At 70.9% G+C, this 20,740-nt stretch carries 17 protein-coding genes; 1 reads left to right on the top strand and 16 read right to left on the bottom strand.

The features are described from left to right. Nucleotide 1: 1 nt before the first annotated feature. Nucleotides 2-760, top strand: a complete 759-nt coding sequence (locus tag ABZ193_RS12630; protein WP_354709913.1) for a helix-turn-helix domain-containing protein — start codon at nt 2-4, stop codon at nt 758-760. Here the strand turns inward: ABZ193_RS12630 and ABZ193_RS12625 are convergent. The 16 genes from ABZ193_RS12625 to ABZ193_RS12550 all read right to left on the bottom strand — a co-directional run bounded on the left by ABZ193_RS12625 (nt 711) and on the right by ABZ193_RS12550 (nt 20,707). After that, nucleotides 711-2,750 (bottom strand): FAD-dependent oxidoreductase, encoded by a 2,040-nt coding sequence (locus tag ABZ193_RS12625; protein WP_354709912.1) that lies wholly within the window; start codon nt 2,748-2,750, stop codon nt 711-713. The two genes, ABZ193_RS12630 and ABZ193_RS12625, sit on opposite strands and share 50 nt — an antisense overlap. Next, nucleotides 2,729-3,508 (bottom strand): short-chain dehydrogenase/reductase, encoded by a 780-nt coding sequence (locus ABZ193_RS12620; protein ID WP_237339040.1) that lies wholly within the window; start codon nt 3,506-3,508, stop codon nt 2,729-2,731. Before ABZ193_RS12620 ends, ABZ193_RS12625 begins: the two co-directional genes overlap by 22 nt. Before the next feature lie 76 nt (nt 3,509-3,584). Next, a complete protein-coding gene (locus tag ABZ193_RS12615) occupies nt 3,585-3,998 on the bottom strand; it encodes a cupin domain-containing protein (RefSeq protein ID WP_020419042.1) in 414 nt (137 codons plus the stop codon). Next, nucleotides 3,995-4,960, bottom strand: a complete 966-nt coding sequence (locus tag ABZ193_RS12610) for an acyl-CoA dehydrogenase family protein (RefSeq protein WP_354709911.1) — start codon at nt 4,958-4,960, stop codon at nt 3,995-3,997. The genes ABZ193_RS12615 and ABZ193_RS12610 overlap by 4 nt, the downstream gene beginning before the upstream one ends. Beyond that, nucleotides 4,957-6,090, bottom strand: coding sequence for an acyl-CoA dehydrogenase family protein (locus tag ABZ193_RS12605; RefSeq protein ID WP_354709909.1), 1,134 nt, complete (start codon nt 6,088-6,090; stop codon nt 4,957-4,959). The genes ABZ193_RS12610 and ABZ193_RS12605 overlap by 4 nt, the downstream gene beginning before the upstream one ends. Beyond that, nucleotides 6,087-7,298: a CoA transferase gene (locus ABZ193_RS12600; RefSeq protein ID WP_354709908.1), complete on the bottom strand. Its 1,212-nt coding sequence runs from the start codon at nt 7,296-7,298 to the stop codon at nt 6,087-6,089. Before ABZ193_RS12600 ends, ABZ193_RS12605 begins: the two co-directional genes overlap by 4 nt. Nucleotides 7,299-7,327: 29 nt before the next feature. Continuing rightward, nucleotides 7,328-8,122 carry a crotonase/enoyl-CoA hydratase family protein gene (locus ABZ193_RS12595; protein ID WP_354709907.1) on the bottom strand — a complete coding sequence of 265 codons (795 nt, stop codon included), beginning with the start codon at nt 8,120-8,122 and terminating at the stop codon, nt 7,328-7,330. A gap of 12 nt (nt 8,123-8,134) precedes the next feature. Beyond that, entirely contained in the window at nt 8,135-9,748 is a 1,614-nt protein-coding gene (locus ABZ193_RS12590) for a thiamine pyrophosphate-binding protein (protein ID WP_354709906.1), read from the bottom strand. Nucleotides 9,749-9,885: 137 nt separating this feature from the next. Then, nucleotides 9,886-10,998, bottom strand: coding sequence for an NDMA-dependent alcohol dehydrogenase (locus ABZ193_RS12585; RefSeq protein ID WP_354709905.1), 1,113 nt, complete (start codon nt 10,996-10,998; stop codon nt 9,886-9,888). Nucleotides 10,999-11,042: 44 nt separating this feature from the next. After that, nucleotides 11,043-12,542 (bottom strand): aldehyde dehydrogenase family protein, encoded by a 1,500-nt coding sequence (locus ABZ193_RS12580; protein WP_354709903.1) that lies wholly within the window; start codon nt 12,540-12,542, stop codon nt 11,043-11,045. Nucleotides 12,543-12,659: 117 nt separating this feature from the next. Next, on the bottom strand, nt 12,660-14,342 hold the full coding sequence (locus ABZ193_RS12575) for a helix-turn-helix domain-containing protein (protein ID WP_354709902.1): 1,683 nt from the start codon (nt 14,340-14,342) through the stop codon (nt 12,660-12,662). Between the two features lie 333 nt (nt 14,343-14,675). Continuing rightward, on the bottom strand, nt 14,676-15,632 hold the full coding sequence (locus tag ABZ193_RS12570; protein WP_354709900.1) for a PDR/VanB family oxidoreductase: 957 nt from the start codon (nt 15,630-15,632) through the stop codon (nt 14,676-14,678). An 8-nt stretch (nt 15,633-15,640) separates the two neighbouring features. Then, nucleotides 15,641-17,602, bottom strand: coding sequence for an acetoacetate--CoA ligase (locus ABZ193_RS12565; protein WP_354709899.1), 1,962 nt, complete (start codon nt 17,600-17,602; stop codon nt 15,641-15,643). Next, nucleotides 17,578-18,561, bottom strand: coding sequence for a fumarylacetoacetate hydrolase family protein (locus ABZ193_RS12560; RefSeq protein WP_354709898.1), 984 nt, complete (start codon nt 18,559-18,561; stop codon nt 17,578-17,580). The genes ABZ193_RS12565 and ABZ193_RS12560 overlap by 25 nt, the downstream gene beginning before the upstream one ends. Further along, nucleotides 18,558-19,502 carry an MBL fold metallo-hydrolase gene (locus tag ABZ193_RS12555; RefSeq protein WP_354709896.1) on the bottom strand — a complete coding sequence of 315 codons (945 nt, stop codon included), beginning with the start codon at nt 19,500-19,502 and terminating at the stop codon, nt 18,558-18,560. The genes ABZ193_RS12560 and ABZ193_RS12555 overlap by 4 nt, the downstream gene beginning before the upstream one ends. Further along, nucleotides 19,502-20,707 (bottom strand): cytochrome P450, encoded by a 1,206-nt coding sequence (locus tag ABZ193_RS12550; RefSeq protein ID WP_354709894.1) that lies wholly within the window; start codon nt 20,705-20,707, stop codon nt 19,502-19,504. Before ABZ193_RS12550 ends, ABZ193_RS12555 begins: the two co-directional genes overlap by 1 nt. Between the last annotated feature and the right edge of the window lie 33 nt (nt 20,708-20,740).

The raw sequence follows: 20,740 nt of genomic DNA, 5'->3' as shown, positions 1-20,740 counted from the left end.
GGTGGCCAGCGAAAGCTCGACCAGCAGCCGATCGGACAACGGGCGGAAGCGCCACCGCACGGTCGACCGCGTCGCCGCGATACTCGAACTCGCCGCACGCAACCCCGACGGCCTCACGTTGACGGAGCTGGCACGCAATCTCGAAGCACCCGTGAGCTCCATCCAAGGTCTGGTCAACGGCCTGGTCGCCACCGGGTACCTCGACGAGCGGGAGCGCCGCTACCACCTTGGCACTGCCCCGTACCTGCTGAACCTCATCGCGGGGCGGCACATGGTCACGCGGGTCGGCCACCACCAGCTCGAAGCGGTCCACGCGGAGACCGGCCTGACCACGCTGCTGTCCGTTGTGGTCGGACGGGACGTCTTCTACATCGACAGCTGCGCCTCCGAGCCGCGCTACGACTACCTCGCGAAGAACTACATCCGGCGGGCCCTGATCCGCACGTCCAGTGGCTGGGTCCTCCTCGCCGGGCTCAGCCGGCGGGACCTGTGGGCGTATCTGTCCGCGCTGCCGTCCGAGGACGAGCCCAAAGTCGAACGTTTCCTCGCCCGGCTCGACGAGATCCAGGAGACCGGCGTGTGCGCGGCGCCCGGCATCTCCGACGTGGCTGACGGCGTGGCGGTGGCGGTACGGGAAGGCGGGCGGACCGTTGCGGCGGTGAGCGTCGTCGGCCCTCCCGACGAGATCCGCGACCGGCGAGACGACCTGGTCAAGGTTCTGCTTGATCATCAGGCACGGTGGGACAGCCCGGCCGGCTGACGGCGCCGGGCACGTCGAGCGTCGTGGCATCCCAGAAGGCGTGGTCCAGCCTGCGCGGGGCCAGACAGTCGCCGATGCGGATCAACGGCCGCTGCTCGCCAGCCTCGACCAGTTCCTCGTACACCGTCGTCCGGGCGCGGTTGCCGGTCGCGAGGACCACCGAGCCGACACCCTCGAGCCGCCATCGCCTGTCGCCGTACACGGCGGCGAGGTCGACGAAGCCGTCCCCGATTCTCTCGGCCCAGGCCAGCGTCGTGATCTCCACTCCGGCGTCGGCCAGCCGGGTGTGCAACGGGTGCGCGTTGACCGGACCCGCCCAGGTTCCCGCCGCGAAGCGGCGCGTCACGAGATCGACCTGGTGACCTCGGGCACCCAGGTACTCGGCGGCGGTCGTCGCCTGGCCGTGCGGATCGTCGTCGAGCACGAGGACGCGAGACTCCACCCCGGCCGCACCCGACAAGACCTCGGGCACGGTCCAGACCTGCGGCAGGTCGTGACCGGGCAGCGCACGCCGAGCCGGAAACGCGCTCGTGTAGCCGGTGCGCACCGGCTCCGATCCGACCGCGAGCACGATCACCTCCGCCTCGTGCTCGTGGATCTCCCGCGCGGTGGCCTCGCGTCCGCGGTGCAGCCGGACCCCGAGCGCCGTCGCCCGCTCTTCGAGCCAGACCAGGATCGACCCCAGTTCCCGCCGGGACGGCACCGATGCGGCCAAGGCGAGTTGACCCCCGAACCGCGGCTCCCTCTCCCACAGGCTGACCGCGTGCCCCCGCTCGGCGAGCGTGACCGCCGCCTGGAGTCCCGCCGGACCGCCGCCGACGACGAGAACGTCGCGCCGGTGCCGGACAGCCGGGACCGGCAGGGTCTCCTTGCCGGCGCGCGGGTTGACGGTGCACGACAAGGCTCCCCCGGCAGCGATCCGGCCCAGACACCCTTGGTTGCAGCCGATACACGGCCGTACCTCGGCTTCCCGCCCGGTCCGCAGCTTCCGGGGCAGATCGGGATCGGCGATGAGAGCACGGGTCATGCCGACCAGATCCGCTTGTCCCGACGCCAGGACCCCTTCGGCGGCCGCGAAGGTCTTGATGCGGGTGGCGACCAGAACGGGCATCGAGATCCGTGCGCGCAGAGCGGCCGCGTACTCCGCGAACGGGGCCACCGGATATCCCATGTCCGCGATCCAGGCCGGGTAGTTCTCGTTGCTGCCCGCGGACACACTGAGGTAGTCCACCGACCCGGTCCCGTCCAGAGCGGTCGCCACTTCCGTGGCCGCCGCCGGATCGAGCCCGCCCGCCACCAGGTCGGTCGCGTTGATCCGCACGCCGACGAGCGGCCCGGGCCCGATCGCGTCCCGCACGGCGTCGAGGACGTCGAGCACGACCCGCAGGCGGTCGCGAACCGGTCCGCCGTAGCGGTCGTCACGGAGGTTGTTCTGCGGTGACAGGAACTGCGACAACGCGTAGCCCTGCGCCGCGAAGATTTCGACGCCGTCCCAGCCGGCGCTGCACAGCGCCGCCGCGGACTCGGCGTACGAGCGGACCATCTCGGCGATCTCGTGCGTTTCGAGCTCCTTCGGCACTTCCCCGACCACCGGGTCCGCAATGGCGCTCGGCGCCAGCAGCGGGCCACGGTGCCAGGCCGAGTTTCCCTGCCTGCCGCTGTCGTGCAGCTGTCCGACCAGGACCGCACCGTGCCGGTGCACCGCAGCCGCGAGCGCGACGTGCCCGTCGTGCGCGTTGGGATGAGTGGCGAGGTTGACCAGCGGCGAAGTCCAGGTCCGCCGCCACACGGCCCAGTTCCCCGCCACGATCATCCCGGCGCCGCCAGCCGCACGCGCCTCGTAGTAGGCGATCTGCTCAGGTGTCGGGACGCCGTCGCGGGCGAGGTGGGTGCCGTGCGGTGTGTTGACGATGCGGTTCGGCAGCTCGTGCTCGCGCAGCCGCAACGGCGAGAACAGCCGGGACGCCGCTACAGGGCCCGGCCGCGCCATGCCATCCCGCCGTCGAGCGTGACGATGCACCCGCTGGTGTAGGACGACCGTGGGGACGCGAGGAACACCACGGTGTCCGCGACCTCCTCGGCCGTCGCGATGCGCCTGGCCGGGTAGCCCGCCACGAACTCCGGCCACCGTTCCGGGTCACCCAGCTCGGTGGCGGCGCGGGCCCGGAGGGCGTCCGCGAGGCGCTGGGTCTCCACGGGGCCCGGGTTCACGCCCAGGACGCGAACGCCGTGGTCCAGGGAGTAGGCACCGACGGTGCGGGTCATCGTCATCAGCGCCGAGTTCGCCATCGACCCGGCGAGGTACCCGGCGTCCGGCCGCTCACCGGAGACACCGACGACGTTGACGATCACCCCCGATCCGCGTTCGGTCATGGCGGCCAGCGCGAGCTGCGTGAGCTCGACGTAGCCCCACACCTTGAGGTCCCACGCCCGCTGCCAGTCCGGCAGGTGCGCGCCGGCGAGCGCTCCCTGGGGGATCGCTCCCGCGTTGTTCACGAGAACGTCCACCTCGCCGGCGACATCACGCAACCGGATGCGGTCCGCCGGGCGCGACAGGTCCAGGACGTGACCGACGATCTCCGCGGCAGGCACCTCCGCCGCGAGCCGGTCGATCGAACCGGCGTCGCGGGCGGCGACGTGCACGCGCTTGACGCCCTCGCGGGCGAAGGCGCGCACGGTCGCCGCGCCGATGCCGCGCGAACCGCCGGTGACGAGAACCGACTGTCCGGCTTGGTATCCGAGATCCATGAAGACGAGCCTCCTTGCACGGGAATGGATCCAGACGGCGGTCCCCGCCGCCCCGGGGAGGCGGGGACCGCCGAACTCACAGCGGCGAGTCGACCGCGACCGTCCGCGGCTTCGGCGGCATGAAGATCTCGATGAACTCGAGGTCATCGGAGGTGGCCGTCTCGTTGTGCCGGTAACCGCCGGGGATGAAGCACACGCCGTTCTCGCCGATGCGCCGGGTCTCGCCGTCCTCGAACTGCAGCTCGAGCCAGCCCTTGGTGACGTACAGCCACTGGAAATCGCAGTCGTGGTAGTGCCAGCCGGTCTCCTTGACCATGCCGCTGCGCATCTTGGTGACCTGCGTGCTGACGAGCCCCTGACTCGCCTCGGCGACACCGAGGTCGAAGTACCGGGCGAACGAGCGCCGGCCGGGGATCTCCGCGCCGTCCTCGAGGGCGATCGCGTGCGCAGTCATGCCCTCCGGGATCTGCCGGGTCCGGTTTTCGGTCATGATCTTTCCTCCACTTCTTCGGGGAACAGGTCCAGTGCACTGGACGAAACGCCGTCGAGGCTGTCCTGCAACACCGCCCGGTCCCAGGCGCGGGTGCCCCCGTCCGCGGAACGCCAGCCGAGGATGCGCCTGGTGAGGCCGGGCAACGGGTGTTCTTGTGTGGTACCGATGGCACCGACGACCTGATGGGCGTTGCGGACGACCGGTTCGGCCGCGTGCCCGGCGCAGGAGCGCGCCACGGCCACCGAGGCGAGCAGCTGCTCCAGCGGGGTGGCGGGGGCGGCGGCTACGAGTACGGCCGCGTCCACAGCGGAACGGGCGAGCGCGACCTCGGCGGCCAGCGTGGCCAGCAGCCCCTGTACCGCCTGGAACTTGCCGACCGGTCGTCCGAACTGCTCACGCGTGCGGGCGTGCTCGACGGCGAGGTCCAGAACGGCTTCCATCGCGCCGGTGATCTGCACGGCCCGCACGAGCGCGGCCAAAGCGTGAGCACGGTCGACGGTCTCCGCGCTCACCTCGTGCCATCTCGCCGCGCCCGGTGGCGCTGCGCCGGCCGGAACGTCGGCGAGGCGCCAGCCGCTGGTCGTCCGCCGCAGAACGACCATCCGTTCCACCAGCGGGTGCGAGGCAGCCGGCACCTCCTCGCCGTCTTCCACCGCCCACCCGCGCAACGCCGGAGTCGCGGCCGCAACGCCGGCCTCGTCGAGGAGCCGGCCGGCGACCAGGTCACTCTCCCCGACCGGCAGGTCGCAGCCGCGGCGGGCGAGCGCCCTGACCAGCTCCGCGGCTTCCCGCCAGGTCGCGCCACTGCCGCCCCGCTCCTCCCGTCCGGTCAGCTCCCCCAGACCGAGTTCGGCGAGCCTGCGCCACAGGCCTGCGTCGTCGCCGCAGTCGTGTGCCTGGAGAACGGCTTCGATCAACGAGCGCAGGTCTGCGTCGACCTGGTCCCGGAGCGTGCTCATCGCAACCCCAGACCGCGCGCGATCACGCCCCGCAGGATCTCGTTCGTGCCTCCGCGCAGGGTGAATCCGGGACGCTGAACCACCGCGGCGGCGATGGCCGCGGCCAGTTCGCCGTCCCGCCGCGCGGCCAGCAGGTCCGCCAGTTCCACCAGATCTCCTTCCAGCGTCGTGCCCAGGACCTTCACCATCGCGGCCGGCACATCCGCGTCCTCTCCTCGTTCCAGGGCCGCGGCCACCGCCAGCGACATGTGGTGCAGCCCGTGCAGGCGGGCGATGATCCGCCCCAGTGCGGGGTCGGCGTCGGCGTCCCCGGCGCGCACCGCGCGCCGGAGCAGACCGGCCAGCGGCACCGTCGACAGGAACCGCTCCGGGCCGCTGCGTTCGAACCCCAGTTCCGAGGTCACCTGGAGCCAGCCGTCACCCTCCTGCCCCAGCAGGTTCTCCTCCGGGACTTCCACGTCGGTGAACACGACCTCGTTGAAGTGGTGCTCGCCGCTCATCGAGACGATCGGCCGCACCACGACCCCGGGCGCACGCAGATCGACGATCAGCTGGGACAGCCCCCGGTGCCGGTCTCCGTGGGATCCGCTGGTCCGCGCGAGGACCACGATCAGATCCGCCTGGTGGGCCCCCGAGGTCCACACCTTGGTGCCGTTGAGCAGCCACCCGCCCTCGATCGGCACCGCCCGGCTCCGCACACCGGCCAGGTCGGACCCGGTGTCGGGTTCGCTCATGCCGATGGCGAAGGAGCATTCGGCCGCGGCGATCGCGGGCAACAGGGACTTCTTCTGATCCTCGCTGCCGAAGCGCAACAGCGACGGCGCCGCTTGCCGGTCGGCGACCCAGTGCGCCGCGACCGGCGCACCTGCCACCAGCAACTCCTCGGTGACCACGAAACGCTCCAGGAACCCGCGGCCGCGGCCACCGTAGGTCCGCGGAATCGTCATCCCGACCCAGCCGCGCTCCGCGAGCGAGCGGCTGAAGTCGCGGGACCACCCGGTCAGCCACGCGTCGACCGTCGGCGTGAAGGCGCCGGAGTCGCGCCGCTCGGCGAGGAAGTTCCGGACCTCGGCACGCAGTCCGGCCAGTGCCGGATCCGGCTCGACGACCGAGGGCATCGACAGGCTCATGCCGCCACCACCGTGACGCCCTGCCGCACCAGATCGTCGATGTCGTCGCGGCTGTACCCGATGGCGGACAGCAGCTCCGCGGTGTCCTCCCCCAGCCGCGGGGCGTGCCGGCGGAGAACGGCCGGCGATCCGCTCATGCGCACCGGGTGGGCGGGGCTGAAGTAGGCGCCTTCGGTCGGGTGCTGCTCGGGCGTGAGCAGCGCCTGCTCCCGGACATAGGGATCGTCGTTCACCCGGCTCAGGTCGAGCAGCGCCGCGGCCGGGATGTTGCGTTCCCGGCAGAGGTCGAGCCATTCCTGCGTGGTGCGCTTCGGTGTCACTTCATGGATCTCGGCGTGGAGTTCGCTCATGTTGCCATGGCGCGAGTTCACGTCGGCGAAGCGCGGGTCGTCACGCAGGTGGCCGAGTTCGGCCACCTCGAAGAAGTCGGCCCAGTTGGCGTCCGAATAGGGCATCAGGCAGACGTACCCGTCGGCGGTGCGGTAGGGAGTCCGCTCCGGGACGAGGACCCGGCCCCACCCGAAGTCGCCCTCGGCGGGGTCGAACGCGTGCCCGCCGAGGTGTTCCACCAGATTGAAGTGGATCATCGTGTCCACCATGGGGACTTCCACGTGCTGCCCGCTCCCGGTGGCCGCGCGGTGGGCCAGGGCGGCGAGGATGCCGATCACCATGTGGAGTCCGCTGACCTTGTCGGCGATCACGTACGGTGCGTACCGCGGCTCTCCGTCGACTCGTTCGGCCAGCGACGCCGCACCGGACGCGGCCTGCACCATGTCGTCGTAGGCCGGGTGGTCCCGCCACGGACTGTCCTCCGCGTAGGCCTGTGCCGTACACAGGATCACGTCCTGCCGTAAGGCCCGCAGCGCCTCGTAGGTCAGCCCGAGCGGTTTCCGGGACCGGGGCCGCAGGTTGGTCACCACCACGTCGGCCAGCGGTACGAGCTGCTCCAGGATCGCCCGGCCCTCCGGCTTCTTGAGGTCCAGGGCGATGCTTCGTTTGTTGCGTTGCAGCGTCAGCGTCATGGCGCTCATGCCCGGGTTGCGCCGGGCACCGATCCGCCGCGTCATGTCCCCGTCGAGCGACTCCACCTTGATGACGTCGGCACCCAGGTCACCGAGGATGGCGGTCGCGTAGGGCCCCATCACGACGGTGGTCAGGTCCAGGATGGTCACTCCGGCCAGCGCTCCGGCCGGCTCCGCTGTCGTCACGCGTTCCGTTCCCTTCGTGTGTTCTGTCGTCACGCCGTAACCGGGCCGCGCCGCTGCCCCCACCGCGCCACGCGCGCACGGTGCTCCGGGTCCTGGTGCGCGAGCGGCTGCATCGCGGCTGCCAGGTTGAGAACCGATTCGAGGGTTCCGGAGCGGGACTCGGTCAGCAGCCGCTTGGCCATCCGCAGCGCGTGGGGTGGGTTGCGGGCGATCCGGCGCGCCAGCTCCCGGGCCGCGGGGAGCAGCTCGGCGTCGTCCACGACGCGGCTCACCAAACCCCAGTCCAACGCGGTGGCGGCGTCGACCCGGTCACCGGTGAAGGTCATCTCGGCCGCTCGCCCGGCGCCGGCCACCCGGGGAAGGAACCAGGCTCCCCCGTCCCCGGGAATCAGTCCCAGTTGGACGAAGCTCTCCGCGAACGAGGCCGACCTGGCGGCGATCCGGACGTCGCACATCATCGCCAGATCGCAGCCGGCCCCGACGGCGGCGCCGTTCACTGCGGCGATCACTGGCACTTCGCAGCGCACCATGGCACGCGGGATCCGCTGGATCCCCGAGACGTACCCGTGGCGCTGCGCGAGGGGGTCGAGGCCGAACACGCCGGTGCCGTCGGCCATCTCGCGCACGTTCCCGCCTGCGGAGAAGATGTGCCCAGCGCCGGTGAGGATCACCACGCACGCTTCGGTGTTCTGGTTGACGTCGTCGACCGCGCGCTCCAGCGCGGCGATGAAGTCCGGCCCGGAGACTGCGTTGCCGGCGCCGGGAACGTTGATGGTCCAGATCTGCACCGGCCCGTCGCGGCCGATCACCAACGCTTCGGTCACGGTTACCGCCTCTCAGAAGGGAATGTGGTGGGTGGGGTCGAGGCGGATGTCCACGACGAGCGGGCGCTCCAGCCCGGGCACGCGCTTGGCCAGGACATCGATGTCCTCCGGCGTTTCCACCACGTGGGTGTCCGCGCCTGCTCCCGCGGCGACCGCTGCCACGTCGGGCCAGTCGTTGTAGGAGTGGCGGGGATCGAACCCCTGGGTCTCGAGCTTGTGGTACTCCGCCCCGTAGGCGCCGTCGTCGAAGACCAGCACGAGCAGGGGCAGACGATGCCGCACCGCCGTCGCGAGTTCGGAGGCGTGCATCATGAAGCCGCCGTCACCCACGAGAGCCACGGTCAGCCCGGATACCCCGGACACCGCCGCACCGATCGCTCCGGCGAGCCCCAGACCGATCGAGCCGAACCCGGTCATGGCGGTGAACCGGCCAGGAGCGCAGCGATCCAGGTAGGGCCAGGCACCGGCGACAAATCGTCCGACATCGCTGACGATCGCGCAGTCCGCGGGCAGTGCGCGATTGAGGAGCAGGCTCGCCGTGCGGATGTCGATCGTTCCGTCCGCCGGTCGCCGGTCCTGCGGGGTCCACTCGGCCATAGCGCTCGCGGCGGCGGCGCCGCGGTCTCGCCACGAGCCGCTTCCGGATACTCCCGCGGCGCGGAGTTCGGCGGTCATCGCGGCCACGACCGCGGCGGCGTCACCGGCGACACCTTCGTCGGGCTGCACGAGCCAGCCGAGTTTGGCCGGATCGAGATCGATCTGAACCAGGCGCTTGCCCTGGACCAGTTCCCCGCCCATGGTCGTGTACTTGTTCATGGTCGCGCCGACCGCGAGCACGCAGTCGCTGTCCATCAACACCTGGCTGGCGCATTCATGGGCCAACGTGCCCAGGATGCCCAAGTGCCGCGGATGCCCCCGGAACAGCCCACGTCCGAGCGCCGTGGTGAACAGCGGCGCCCCCAGCAGGTCGGCCAGTTCCGCGACCGCGGATTCGGCCGAAGCGGCCACGACGCCCCGGCCGGCCACGACGATCGGCCGGGTGGCGGACGCCACGAGACCGAGCGCACCGTCGAGCGCGCTCTCCGGCACCGTCGTGCCGGCGGGCAGCAACACCGGCTCCAGCGGCTGCACCGCTGACACCGCCTCCGACACAGACACCGGCAGCGGGATGTTGAGCACCACCGGAGCCGCCGAGGTGCTCAGCCGGCGCATCACGCGCCCGAAATCACGGACGACCGTGTCCGGGCGGTGGATCCGCTCGTGGACGACCCCCAGCGCCGAGCAGACAGCGCCGATGTCGAGCCGCTGCAGGTGCGTGGCCTCCGCGGGAGGATCACCGGTGACCAGCAGTACCGGCGACGGGAACCGGGCCGCTTCGACGAGAGCGGTCAGCGTGTTGGTGAACCCGGGCCCGTGGGTGACGGTGGCGACCGCGGGACGGCCGCTCATGCGTGCGTGCACGTCGGCCATCGCGACCGCACCTGCTTCGTGCGCCACCCGGACGAACTGGCCGCCCTGGTTTTCGAAGGCGCTGCTGACGTACATGTTCGCGTCGCCCATGAGACCGAAGACGGTGTCCACTCCAGACGCGCGGAGCAACGAGGACACCTGCTCGTAGACCTTCATCGAGTCCCTTTCGCCGCACTGCTCCACCACTCTGGCAAATTCCGAGCGAATACGCAATAGCATAGATAGTTACGTATATAGGTATTGACTAGGGCAGGGGTAGGCCCTGGCGTCCGGCCTACCCCTGCCCAGGCGAATCAGGAATCGTGGATGATCACGCCGCGGATGTTCTTGCCCGCACGCAGGTCCTCATACCCCTGGTTGACCTCCTCCAGGCGGTACCGCTGCGTGACGAGCTCGTCCAGCTTGAGCTTGCCCTCGTCGTAGAGGCGCAGCAGGCGGACGATGTCGTACTGCGGGTTGGACGAGCCGAACAGCGACCCCTTGATGGTCTTCTCCATCAGGGTCAGCTCCATGCCCGAGACGTGGACCGTGAGCTTCGCCGGATCGGCGAGGCTGGCCAGGCTGACCGTGCCGCCCTTGCCGATGATGGCAAACGCGTCGGCGATGATCTTCTCGTCCGGGGTGCCGACGAAGATCAGCGCGCCGTCGGCCATCTGGCCCCACGTCATCTCCCGGACCGCGTCGTGCGCCTCCTCCGCGGTGGCGAACGCGTGCGTGGCGCCGAACTTCAGTGCGGTGTCGCGTTTGAACGACACCGGGTCGATGGCGACGATGTGCCGAGCCCCGGCCATGACCGCGCCCTGCACGGCGTTGATGCCCAGCCCGCCGATGCCGAAGATCACCGCCGTGTCACCGGCACGAAGGCCGTTGTTGTACACCGCGCTCCCCCATCCGGCGGGCACGCCACAGCCGACCAGCACGGCCGTCTCGAGCGGGAGCCAGTCGTCGATCTTCACCACCGAGTGCTGAGAGACCGTCGACCGTTCCGCGAAGCTGCCGAGCAGGCACAGGCTGCCGTAATCCACCCCGTCCTTGTGGAACTTGAACGATCCGTCGGGGAACCGGCCTTCGAGGATCGTGGCGCCGAGGTCGCAGAGGTTGGACCGGCCCGAGGCGCAGTACCGGCAGATCCCGCAGTTGGGGATGTAGCTGCACACCACGTGATCGCCGGGCTTGACCTTGGTGACGCCGGGGCCGACCTCCTCGACGATGCCGGAGCCCTCGTGGCCACCGACGATCGGGTACCGCGGCGGCATGTCGCCGTCGGTGAGGTGCAGATCCGAGTGGCACAACCCGGCAGCCACGTTCTTGATCAGGACCTCGCCCTCGCCGGGGCCGTCCAGGTCGAGTTCCATGATCTCGAACGGACGGTGCACCCCCAGGCTCACCGCTGCTTTCGTCTTCATCTCAAATGTCCTTTCGCGACGTTGCGGAAGTAGTGTGTGCCCGGTCAAAGGGCGATGTTGACGGCCTTGGTCTCGAGGTAGAGGTCGAGGACGCCGGCTCCGAGCTCGCGGCCCCAGCCGGACTGCTTGTAACCGCCGAACGGCAGTGTGGTGTCGAAGCCGTTGTACTGGTTGACCCACACCGACCCCGCGCGGATCTCGCGCGCGGTGCGGTGCGCCTTGGACAGATCGCGCGTCCAGATCCCGGCCGCGAGTCCGTAGACGGTGTCGTTGGCGGCCGCCGTGACGCCGTCGGCCGCGGTGAAGGGCTGAGCCGCGACGACCGGACCGAAGATCTCCTCCCGCACCACACGGGACTCCGGCCCGACGCCGACCAGGACGGTGGGCGCCACGAAGAACCCGTCCCGGTCGAGCCGGGTGCCGCCGGAGAGGGCACGAGCCCCCTCGGCGAGCCCCTCGTCGACGTAGCCCATCACCTTGTCGCGCTGGTCGGCGGAGATCAGGGGGCCGATCTCGGTGGCCGGATCGAGCCCGGACCCCACGCGCAGACCCGCAGCGATGTCGGCGACCTTCGCGGTGAACTCCTCGAAGATCGTGTCCTCGACGTAGAGGCGTGAGCCCGCGGTGCAGGCTTGGCCGTGGTTGAAGAAGATCGCGTTCGCGGCGCCGGGCACCGCCAGGTCGAGATCGGCGTCGGCGAAGACCACGTTGGGGCTCTTGCCACCGAGTTCGAGCGAGACACGCTTGAGGTTGCCCGCCGCCGCCCGGACGATCTCCTTGCCCACCTCGGTGGAGCCGGTGAACGCGATCTTGTCGACCCGCTCGTCGCGCACCAGCGCGGCGCCGGCGTCGCCGAACCCGGTCACGACGTTCACCACGCCGTCCGGAAGCCCGGCGTCGGCAAGCAGCTCACCGAGCAGCAGCGCCGACAGCGGGGTCTGCTCGGCGGGCTTGAGCACGACAGTGTTACCCGTGGCCAGCGCCGGCGCGATCTTGAAGACCGCCATCAGGAGGGGAAAGTTCCAGGGCACGATCTGCCCGACCACGCCGACCGGCTCACGCAGCGTGTAGGCGTGGAAAACCCCGCCCGGCGCGAACGGCATCGACACCTGCGGCGTGCTGCCCTCGATCTTGGTCGCCCACCCCGCGTAGTACTCGAGGATCTCGACCGCCCAGGCGATGTCGACGTGCTCGGCGACCGACACCGACTTTCCGTTGTCCAGCGCCTCGATCTGGGCGAACTCGTCGGCCCGCGCGGCCAGGGCCTGAGCAACGCGCCACAGGAGCCGCTGCCGTTCCAGGGGCGTGAAGCGCCGCCAGGGCCCGTCGTCGAACGCGCGCCGGGCCGCGGTCACCGCGCGCGTGACGTCGGCGTCCTCCCCGTGGGCCACCTCCGCGAGCACCCGCCCGGTCGCCGGATCGTGCGTCGTGAACGTCCTGCCCGACACCGCCGCGACCCACTCACCGCCGATCAGCAGCCTCTTCGGTTCCCGTAGAAAGCTGTCCACCCGTGGATGGAGAACCGGCTGGGAGACAACAGTCATCGTTCCACCTCCGCCGTTGGAGCCAGAGCACGGTGTTCCGTGCTCATCCGGACAGGCACGATGCTGTCCGAGGCGGCGCCGGTGGAACCGTTCAAACTTTGCACACCGGCGGGACGCTCACACGCGGATCCGCAGCACCCTGATCCGGTTGTACAGCGTTCCGCGGCTGATGCCGAGGTCCTCGGCCGCGCGGGTCTTGTTCCCCTGGTTGCGTTCGAGCGCGGCCAGGATCGCGTCGTGCTCGGACCGTTCCCACGGAGTAAGGCGAGCCTTGGCGGGGGCGCCGCGGTACTCCCGCGGCAGGTCACCGGCGACGATGTCGCCCGTGCTGCGTTTGGCGGCGACCCGGCGTACGACGTGATCGAGCTCCCGCAGGTTGCCGGGCCAGTCCAGCTCCGCGAGGCACGCCAGGGCGGCGGGCGTGAACCGGGCGGACCCGCTCGTCGCCTCGGCGAGCATCGCCCGGGCCAGCGCCGGGATGTCCGCGCGCCGCTCGCGCAGGGGCGGCAGTTCCAGACGTCCGGGGCACCGGAAGGCGAGGTGCCGGTGCCGTGGACCGAGCCGATCCACCGGCGGCCCCGTGATCGCCGTCCAGATCCCCTGCGCGACGCACTCCCCGAGCGCCTGCACCACGGTGTCGTCGAGCAGTTCGACACCCTCGACGACGACCAGCGCGCCGGAGGCGGCGGCGCTGCGGACCCGGTGGAGCCAGGTGGACCCCTCGACCGGTTCATGGCCGCCGACGGTCACCACCTCGGCGCCGGTACCGGATGCCAGGCTGTGCGCCGTCCGGGTGCGCCCGGTTCCGGCTTCTCCCGCGATGAAGGTCGCCAGGCGCGCCGCGCGGTATCTCGCCAGTTCCCGGTCGAGGACGTCGCGCGCGGTGGCCTGCCTCCGGGGAACCACGGGATGCGACCGGTAGGCGGGGGTGAACCGGATCAGCACGTTTCCGTGCCCGCCCACGGGTTCGAGCGTCAGTCGCAACCGCATCCCGTGCGCCGTCTCGAAGACCACCTCGCGGGACTTCCCGTCCCACCGCGGCCCATGTGCCAGCTCCCGGAGTCGCTCGTGGTCGAGGGCGTCGAAGTGGTCCAGCGCCTGCTGGTTGGCGAGCACCACGCCGTCGTCGCCGAGCGCCAGAACCGCCCGTTCGCCACGCCTGGCCACGGCCCGGTTGAAGGCGTCGAGGAGACGTCGTTCGGAATCACGGGAGTCGGCCAGCAAGGCGCTTTCGATCTGCCGGACGGCCTGCCGCAGGAACGGGCCGAACAGCGGGTTCTCCCCACCTGCCGGCCCGGCGAGGTCGAGGACGCCTTCGAGCCGCCGCGTCGCGGGGTGCACTATCGGGTAGCCGTAGCAGCTGTAGCCGCGCAGCGACCGGGCGAAGTGCTCGCCGCCAATCACCGCCACGCCCCGGCGAAGCTCAAACGGTGTGGCGATGGCGTTGGTGCCGGTCGTGTCCTCGGTGAACCGCCTGCCCAGGACGACCCCGGTGTCGTCGAGGATGTCGGCCGTGCGCGAACTGATGCGTCCCCGGTGGACGATCCGGGCGGCGCTGTCGGCCAGGACGGTGAAGTAGGCCGTCTCGCCGAGTTCGGCGGCAACCTGGTCGAGCACGGGCAACGCGGCCCGCAACAGGCGGCTTCGCTGGTCGACGTCCACCGCGTCGAGCCGCTCGAGTGGCAGGTCGGGCCGTACCCCGGACCGCCAGGAGCGGCGCCACGAATCCCGGATCTCGGCTTCCGCCGCGCTCGGCAGCTCGCCGGCCACGGCGGTCGCCTCGAACCCGTCGACGCCCATGTCAACCCCCTTCCGCTGAAGCTGGCACACCTACGATATGGGCGTGGTCGCACCGGCGGTAGCCGATGCCGCCTCCGGGTGGCCTCCTCCGGCGGCCAGCCGGAGTTTCCGGTACCAGCCCGGGTGAACGCGGGCGCGAGAGTCGCGCATGTGGCCGGTGATCAGGTCGAGGTGGCTCTCCAGTGCGAAGTGTCCACTGTCGAGCAGGTGATCCCGGCGTCCGGCAGGTCGCCGCACCAGCAGCGTTGTCCGTCGCGCTGACGTCACCTCCTCGGCCCAGCGGGCAGACCTCTCCCAGCTCACCCGAAATGACCAGCACGCACACGAAACTCCCTACAGATCGAGGATCAGGCGGGGCGAGCGGGCGCGGGACACGCAGATCATCATGCATGAGCTCGCCTGGCGTTCCTGATCGGTCAACACCGAGTCGCGGTGGTCGGGGGCGCCGTCGAGGACCGGTGTCTCGCAGACCCCGCAGGTGCCTTCTTCGCAGTTGTAGACGACCGGAATCCCGGCCTCCTCGGCGACCGCGATGATCGAGCGGCCCGGCGGGATCGTGAGCGTCACGCCGGACTGCGCGAATTCCACGTCGAACTCGGTCGTCGGGCCGTCGAGCGCTCCCTCCGCCGGGGAGAACCTCTCCACGTGCAGTGTCCCCTTCGGCCAGGAGGCGCAGTGCGCTTCCACGGCCTTCAGCAGTGGCTCAGGGCCGCAGCAGTAGACAGCCGTGTCCGGGGTGGGCTCGGCGAGCAGGCTCGCCAAATCGAGCAGCCCGTACTCGTCCTGCGGACGCAGGGACACCCGCTCTCCCCCGGTTGCCACGAGTTCTTCGGTGAACGCCATCGATGCGGCGGTGCGCCCGCCGTAGAGCAGCGTCCAGTCCGCACCCGCGCGCCGCGCGGCCTCGATCATCGGGAGCATCGGCGTGATGCCTATTCCGCCGGCCACGAAGACGTAGCGCTTCGCCTCGATCTGCGCGAAGTTGTTGCGCGGCAGGCTCACCAGGATGGTGTCCCCCAACGTCAGTCCGTCGTGGACATACGCTGATCCACCGCGGCTGTCCGGCTCACGAAGGACCGCGACCTGGTAACGGTCGCGCTCGGTGGGTGAAGAGCACAGTGAGTACTGCCTGATCACCGGCGGTTCGCCCAGGTGCAGGTCGATGTGCGCCCCGGGCTGCCACGCCGGGAGCTCGCCACGGTCCGGCCGACCCAGCGTGAGCAGGACGACTCCGTCGGCCACGGTCTCCTTGCCGAGCACGACCGCTTCGAAGGTCTCGGGAATGGGCATGGCTTTCCTCATCTGGTGCGGCGGCGGTTCTCGCCGGTCTGCCGGTAGAACTCCAGGAGTTCGGGCCGGTCGACGGCGTCCTTCTGGACCGTTCCGGTGAAGCCCCGCAGGATGTTCTTGACCGGGACTTCCAGCTTCTTGCCTGTGCGGGTGTGCGGAATCCCCGGTGCCTCGATCACCTCGTCGGGGACGTGCCGCGGTGACACCCGGTCGCGCACCGCGGCCCGCACCGCGGCAGCGAGTTCCTCGTCGAGGTGCCGTCCGCCGGAGAGAGTGACGAACATCGGCATCCAGTAGCCCCCGTCGGGTTCCTCGATGCCGACCACCAGCGCCTCACCGACCTCGGGAAGGTCCTCGGCCGCCTGGCAGATGTCGGCGCTGCCCATGCGGATGCCGTGCCGGTTGAGCGTGGCGTCCGAGCGGCCGTGCACGATCACCGATCCGCGGCCGGTCACGGTCACCCAGTCGCCATGCCGCCACACCCCGGGGAATTCCTCGAAGTAGGCGCCGCGGTAGCGGCTGCCGTCCGGGTCGTTCCAGAAGCGGAGCGGCATCGACGGCATCGGTGAGGTGACGACCAGCTCCCCCACCGCGTCGGTCAGCGGCTTCCGGTCAGCAGACCAGGCCTGGAGATCGACCCCCAGACAGCGGACGGCGATCTCCCCGGCCCGGATGGGCACCGTGAGCGCGAAGCCGGCGAACCCGCTGACCACGTCCGTCCCGCCGGTGGTGGACCCGACCAGGACCTCCGGGCCGAGTTCCTCGGCCGCCCACTGGTGCAACGGGGCGGTGAGCACGGATCCAGTGCACCCGACCACCCGCAGGGCCGGGAGATCGAAGTCCGCGGCGGGGTGCAGCCCCGCGTCGCGAGAGGCGCTCAGATAGCCGGGGCTCAGCCCGAGGTGCGTGACCCCGCCACGCTCGGCGACCTGCCAGAGCGCGCGCACGGTCGGCGCGCCGTCGAAACAGTGGACGGTCGCTCCCCGGAGCAGCCCGCCCACCCGGAGGTTCCACATCATCCAGTTCAGCGTCGTGTACCAGAAGAACTGGTCCCCTGGCCGGACTTCCAGATGCAGGCTCAGGGTCTTGAGGTGCTCGACGACAACGCCGGCGTGGCTGTGCACGATGCCCTTCGGGGGGCCGGTCGTTCCCGAGGTGAACAGCACCCACAGCGGATGCTCCGCGGGTACCGGCACCGGCTCCACGCGTTGTGCGGGCGGAGAGACGGCCTGCGCCCACGTGAGGGTGGTCCCGTCCGTCGGGTGACCGTCGCCGACGAGCACGGTCGCACGCAGAGTCGGCAATCCCTCCCGCAGCTTCCGCACGTCGGTGGTGCGGTCGATCCACTGCCCCCGATGGTGGTGGCCCGAGGCGGCGATGAGGACAGCCGGGTCCAGCTGGGCGAGGCGGGCTCGGGCGGCGTCCCCGGCCAGGTCTGTGCCGCAGCCGGCCCAGACCGCCCCCACGCTCGCCGTGGCGAGGAAGGCCACGATCGCCTCGGGGCGGTCGGGCAAGTACCCGGCCACCCGGTCGCCCGCCCTGACCCCCAGCCCGGCGAGGGTGGCGGCGAGGCCGCTCACCTGCGCCTCCAGCTCCGCCCAGGTCAGGGTCTGGCTGATCCCGGTTTCGTCGTGACCCACGACCGCCGCGCCGGTGCGCGGGGTCCGGAACACCTGGGCGGCGTAGTTGAGGCGCCCGCCAGGGAACCAGCGAGTTTCCGGCATGGAGGCACCATCGGTGACCGCGTCAGGCGGGGTGTCCCAAGCCACTTCGCAGAACTCGGCCACGGCGCTCCAGAACTCGGCCGTGTCGTCGACCGACCACCGCCACAGCTCCTCGTAGGACGCGCCGGGTGGCGGGCCGCCCCGCCTCCCGGCGAAGCGGGCGAACGCGGTGATCGTCGCCTCGGCGGCCGCCTGGGCTGTCGGTGTCCAGACCTCGGCGCTCACGACGACCCCGCGGTGTTCCACGGGCGCGCACGTCGCCGCTGCCCCACCCGGGCCCTCGGCACGGCCACCGGTTCGGCCCCGGCGACGATCCGGTTCGACACCGAACCGATGCCCTCGGCGACCAGCGTCACGACGTCGCCCGGCCGCAGCGGCGGGGGCTCCTCGCTGTCCGTGTGGGCCCAGTATTCGAGCAGGCAGCCGGCTCCGCAGGTCCCCGAGGCGAGCACGTCACCGGGCACCAGCTCCGCGCCGCGCGAGGCGAACGCGACCATCTCCTCGAACGACCAGGACATGTTGGCCGAGTTGTCCCCGCCCGCGGGCAGCGCGGCGCCGTTGAGCTCCGCGTGCATCTCCAGCGCCAGCCGGCCGTCGCGGCGGTAGGGCGCGAGCTCGTCGGCGGTGACGATCCACGGCCCGAGGGTGTTGGCGAAGTCCTTTCCCTTCACCGGCCCCATGCCGACCGGGACCACCGGCGACATCAGGTCCCGCGCGGACCAGTCGTTGAACAGGGTGTACCCGGCTATGTGCTCGGCCGCCTGCTCCGGGCTCAAGTCCTTGCCGGGCTTACCGATGACGGCGGCCAGCTCCAGCTCGAAGTCCAGCAGCCGGCACCCCGGTGGCACCGCGACCGGGTCGTCGGGTCCCTTCACCGCGTTGGTGTTGGAGAAGTAGAACAGGGGCTGGTCGTACCAGGCGGGGTGGGGTGCCGGCGCGCCGAGCAGCTTCAGGCTGCCTTCCAGGTGCTCCTCGAAGGTGAGGAAGTCCCGCAGCGTCCTGGGCTGCACGGGCGCGAGCAGCCGCACCTCGGACAGTGGGCGTGGCTCGCCCTCCGTGGCGCGCTGGACGAGCTCCGTGCGCTGTGCCGGGGTCGCGGCGAGCAGCTCGCACATGTCGGTGTCCGCGGCGAGCGGCTGCACCTGGTCGCCGTCGACGATGCCCACCCTGGTCGTTCCCTCGATCTGGATTCGCGCGATCTTCATGCCTGCTCTCCGAGTTCGAATGCGGCGATCCGGCTGAACTGCTCCAGCCGGTCCGCGCGCGGCCTGTCCGGATCGAGCTCCTCGTAGACGTTGAGCACATTGGCCGCGATCCGTCCCTGCTCGGACATCGCCGCGAACCGGCCGAGGTCCATCGACGCGACGGCCTGCTCGACGCTGAGCCCTTCCTCGAACCGCTTGGTCGCTTCGACCTCAACGAATGCGAGGTAGTCCCGGACCAGCCGAACGCCGTCCTTGTCGGTGAGCGGGCCGTGCCCGGGCACGATCGCGGTGAGGTCGAGGTCGAGGATCCGGTCGCAGGCGGCGATGCACCGCGAGACCGGTCCCGCCCACACGAGCGGGGCACCACCGACGAAGACGATGTCCCCGGTGTAGACGACCTTCGCGTCCGGCACGTGCACCAGCACATCGCCGGGCGTGTGCGCCGGACCGACCTGAACGAGCCGCACCTCGCGCCCGCCGACGTCGAGGTCGAGCTCGCCGGCGAAGGTGCGGGTGGGCGGGATCGCGGTGATCCCGGACAGGTCGAAGCGGCCGCCGACCGAGTGGATGAACCGGCCGACGCGGTCCCGGCGGTTGTGCAGGGAGGCCATTTCGGACACCGCGCGCGGAGTCATCAGCTCCGCCGCGGCCTCCGACGCGACGATCTCCACGTCGGGCCCGGCGACCAGCTGGTTGCCGAACCAGTGGTCGCCGTCGGAGTGGGTGTTGACCAGGGTCCGGATCGGATGGCCAACGGTCAGCGGGCGGTAAGCGTCGAGCATCTCCGCGGTGTGCGGGAGGTCGTAGAGCGTGTCCACCAGGAGTGACACCCCCGCGCCGCGCACCAGCCCGGTGTTGCTCTCCCCCCAGCCGCCGTCGGGCAGCAGCCAGGCGTGGCAGCCGCCGCCCAGGTCGTGGGGTCCCTTCGAGTAGCCGCTCATCACGCCGCTCCCGGGGCCGGGACCAGCCGCACCGGCAACGAGTCGAACTTGCGCATGGTCTGGCTGGGGGAGCGCACCGGCTCGCCGGTGCGCTCGAACCGAAGCACCCGGCGAGTGAGCTCGGTCAGCATCGACGTGGCCTCCAGCCGCGCCAGCGGCGAACCGAGGCACAGGTGGATCGACGTCCCGAACGACAGGTGCGTGCGGGCGTTCTCCCGGGTCACGTCCAGCCGGTCGGGGTCGGGGAACTGCCGAGGATCGCGGTTCGCCGAGGCAAGTACGGCGCACACCGCGGCACCGGCCGGGATCGTGGTTCCGCCGATCTCGGTCTCGGCGCGCGTGCGGCGGTAGAAGACGCGGAAGGGAGCCTCGAAGCGCAGCAGCTCCTCGACCGCGTTCGGGATCAGGTCGGGCCGGGCGCGCAGCAGCTCCCACTGGTCGGGGTGCTCGATGAACGCGTCGATCGCGTTGCCCAGCATCGCGCCGGTCGAGTCGATGCCCGCCAGCCAGATGGAGGCGAGGGTCATCAGCCGTTCCGAGCCGTCGGCTTCGAGCCCCCCGTTCGCGCCTCCGGACTCGGTGATCAGCCGGCCGAAGCAGTGCGCCGGCAGGCCGGGAACGCCCACCTCGGTCAGCCAGTTCAGTGCTTCGATCAGCAGCTCGGAGTGGCGCGGGCTCGCCGCCGGTTCCTGCGCGCGGACGACCGCGTCGCTCCAGTCGGCCAGCGTCTGGGCGCTCGGCGGGGTGAGCCCGGTCAGCAGTTCCATGGCCTTGTCGGGCATCGGCTGGGCCACCGCCTGGACGGCGTCGATCTCGCCGAGCGCGACGGCTTTCTCGGCGATCGACTTCGCGGCGGCCTCGATCGCGGGCCGCAGCTGCTCGATCGGGCTCCTGGTGAACGCCGGCTGGACCGCCCGGCGGATGCGGGTGTGCACCGGCGGGTCGTTCTCGATCAGCGGATACCGTTCGAGCCGGTCGCCGACCCCCTCGTAGGTGACGCCGTCGCCGGAGACGAACTCCTTGTGGTTGCGCAGCACACCTGACGCCTCGGTGTAGCCGGGCACCAGCCAGATCTCACGCTCCGGCTCGAAGAGCACCGGTCCCAGCTCGCGCAGTTTCGCGTAGTGCGCGTACGGATCGAGCAGCGCTTCCGGGTGGTAGAGGTCGAGGTCGCTGGGCCGCATCGAGGACGTTATGTTGGACATGGTCACTCCCTTGTGACGAGTCGTTGCACTCGG

Origin of the sequence: Amycolatopsis sp. NPDC006125 (genome assembly GCF_040614195.1) — a bacterium.
In the GTDB taxonomy this organism is placed as follows: domain Bacteria; phylum Actinomycetota; class Actinomycetes; order Mycobacteriales; family Pseudonocardiaceae; genus Amycolatopsis_E; species Amycolatopsis_E tucumanensis.
This window is presented reverse-complemented; position numbering and strand designations above follow the sequence as displayed.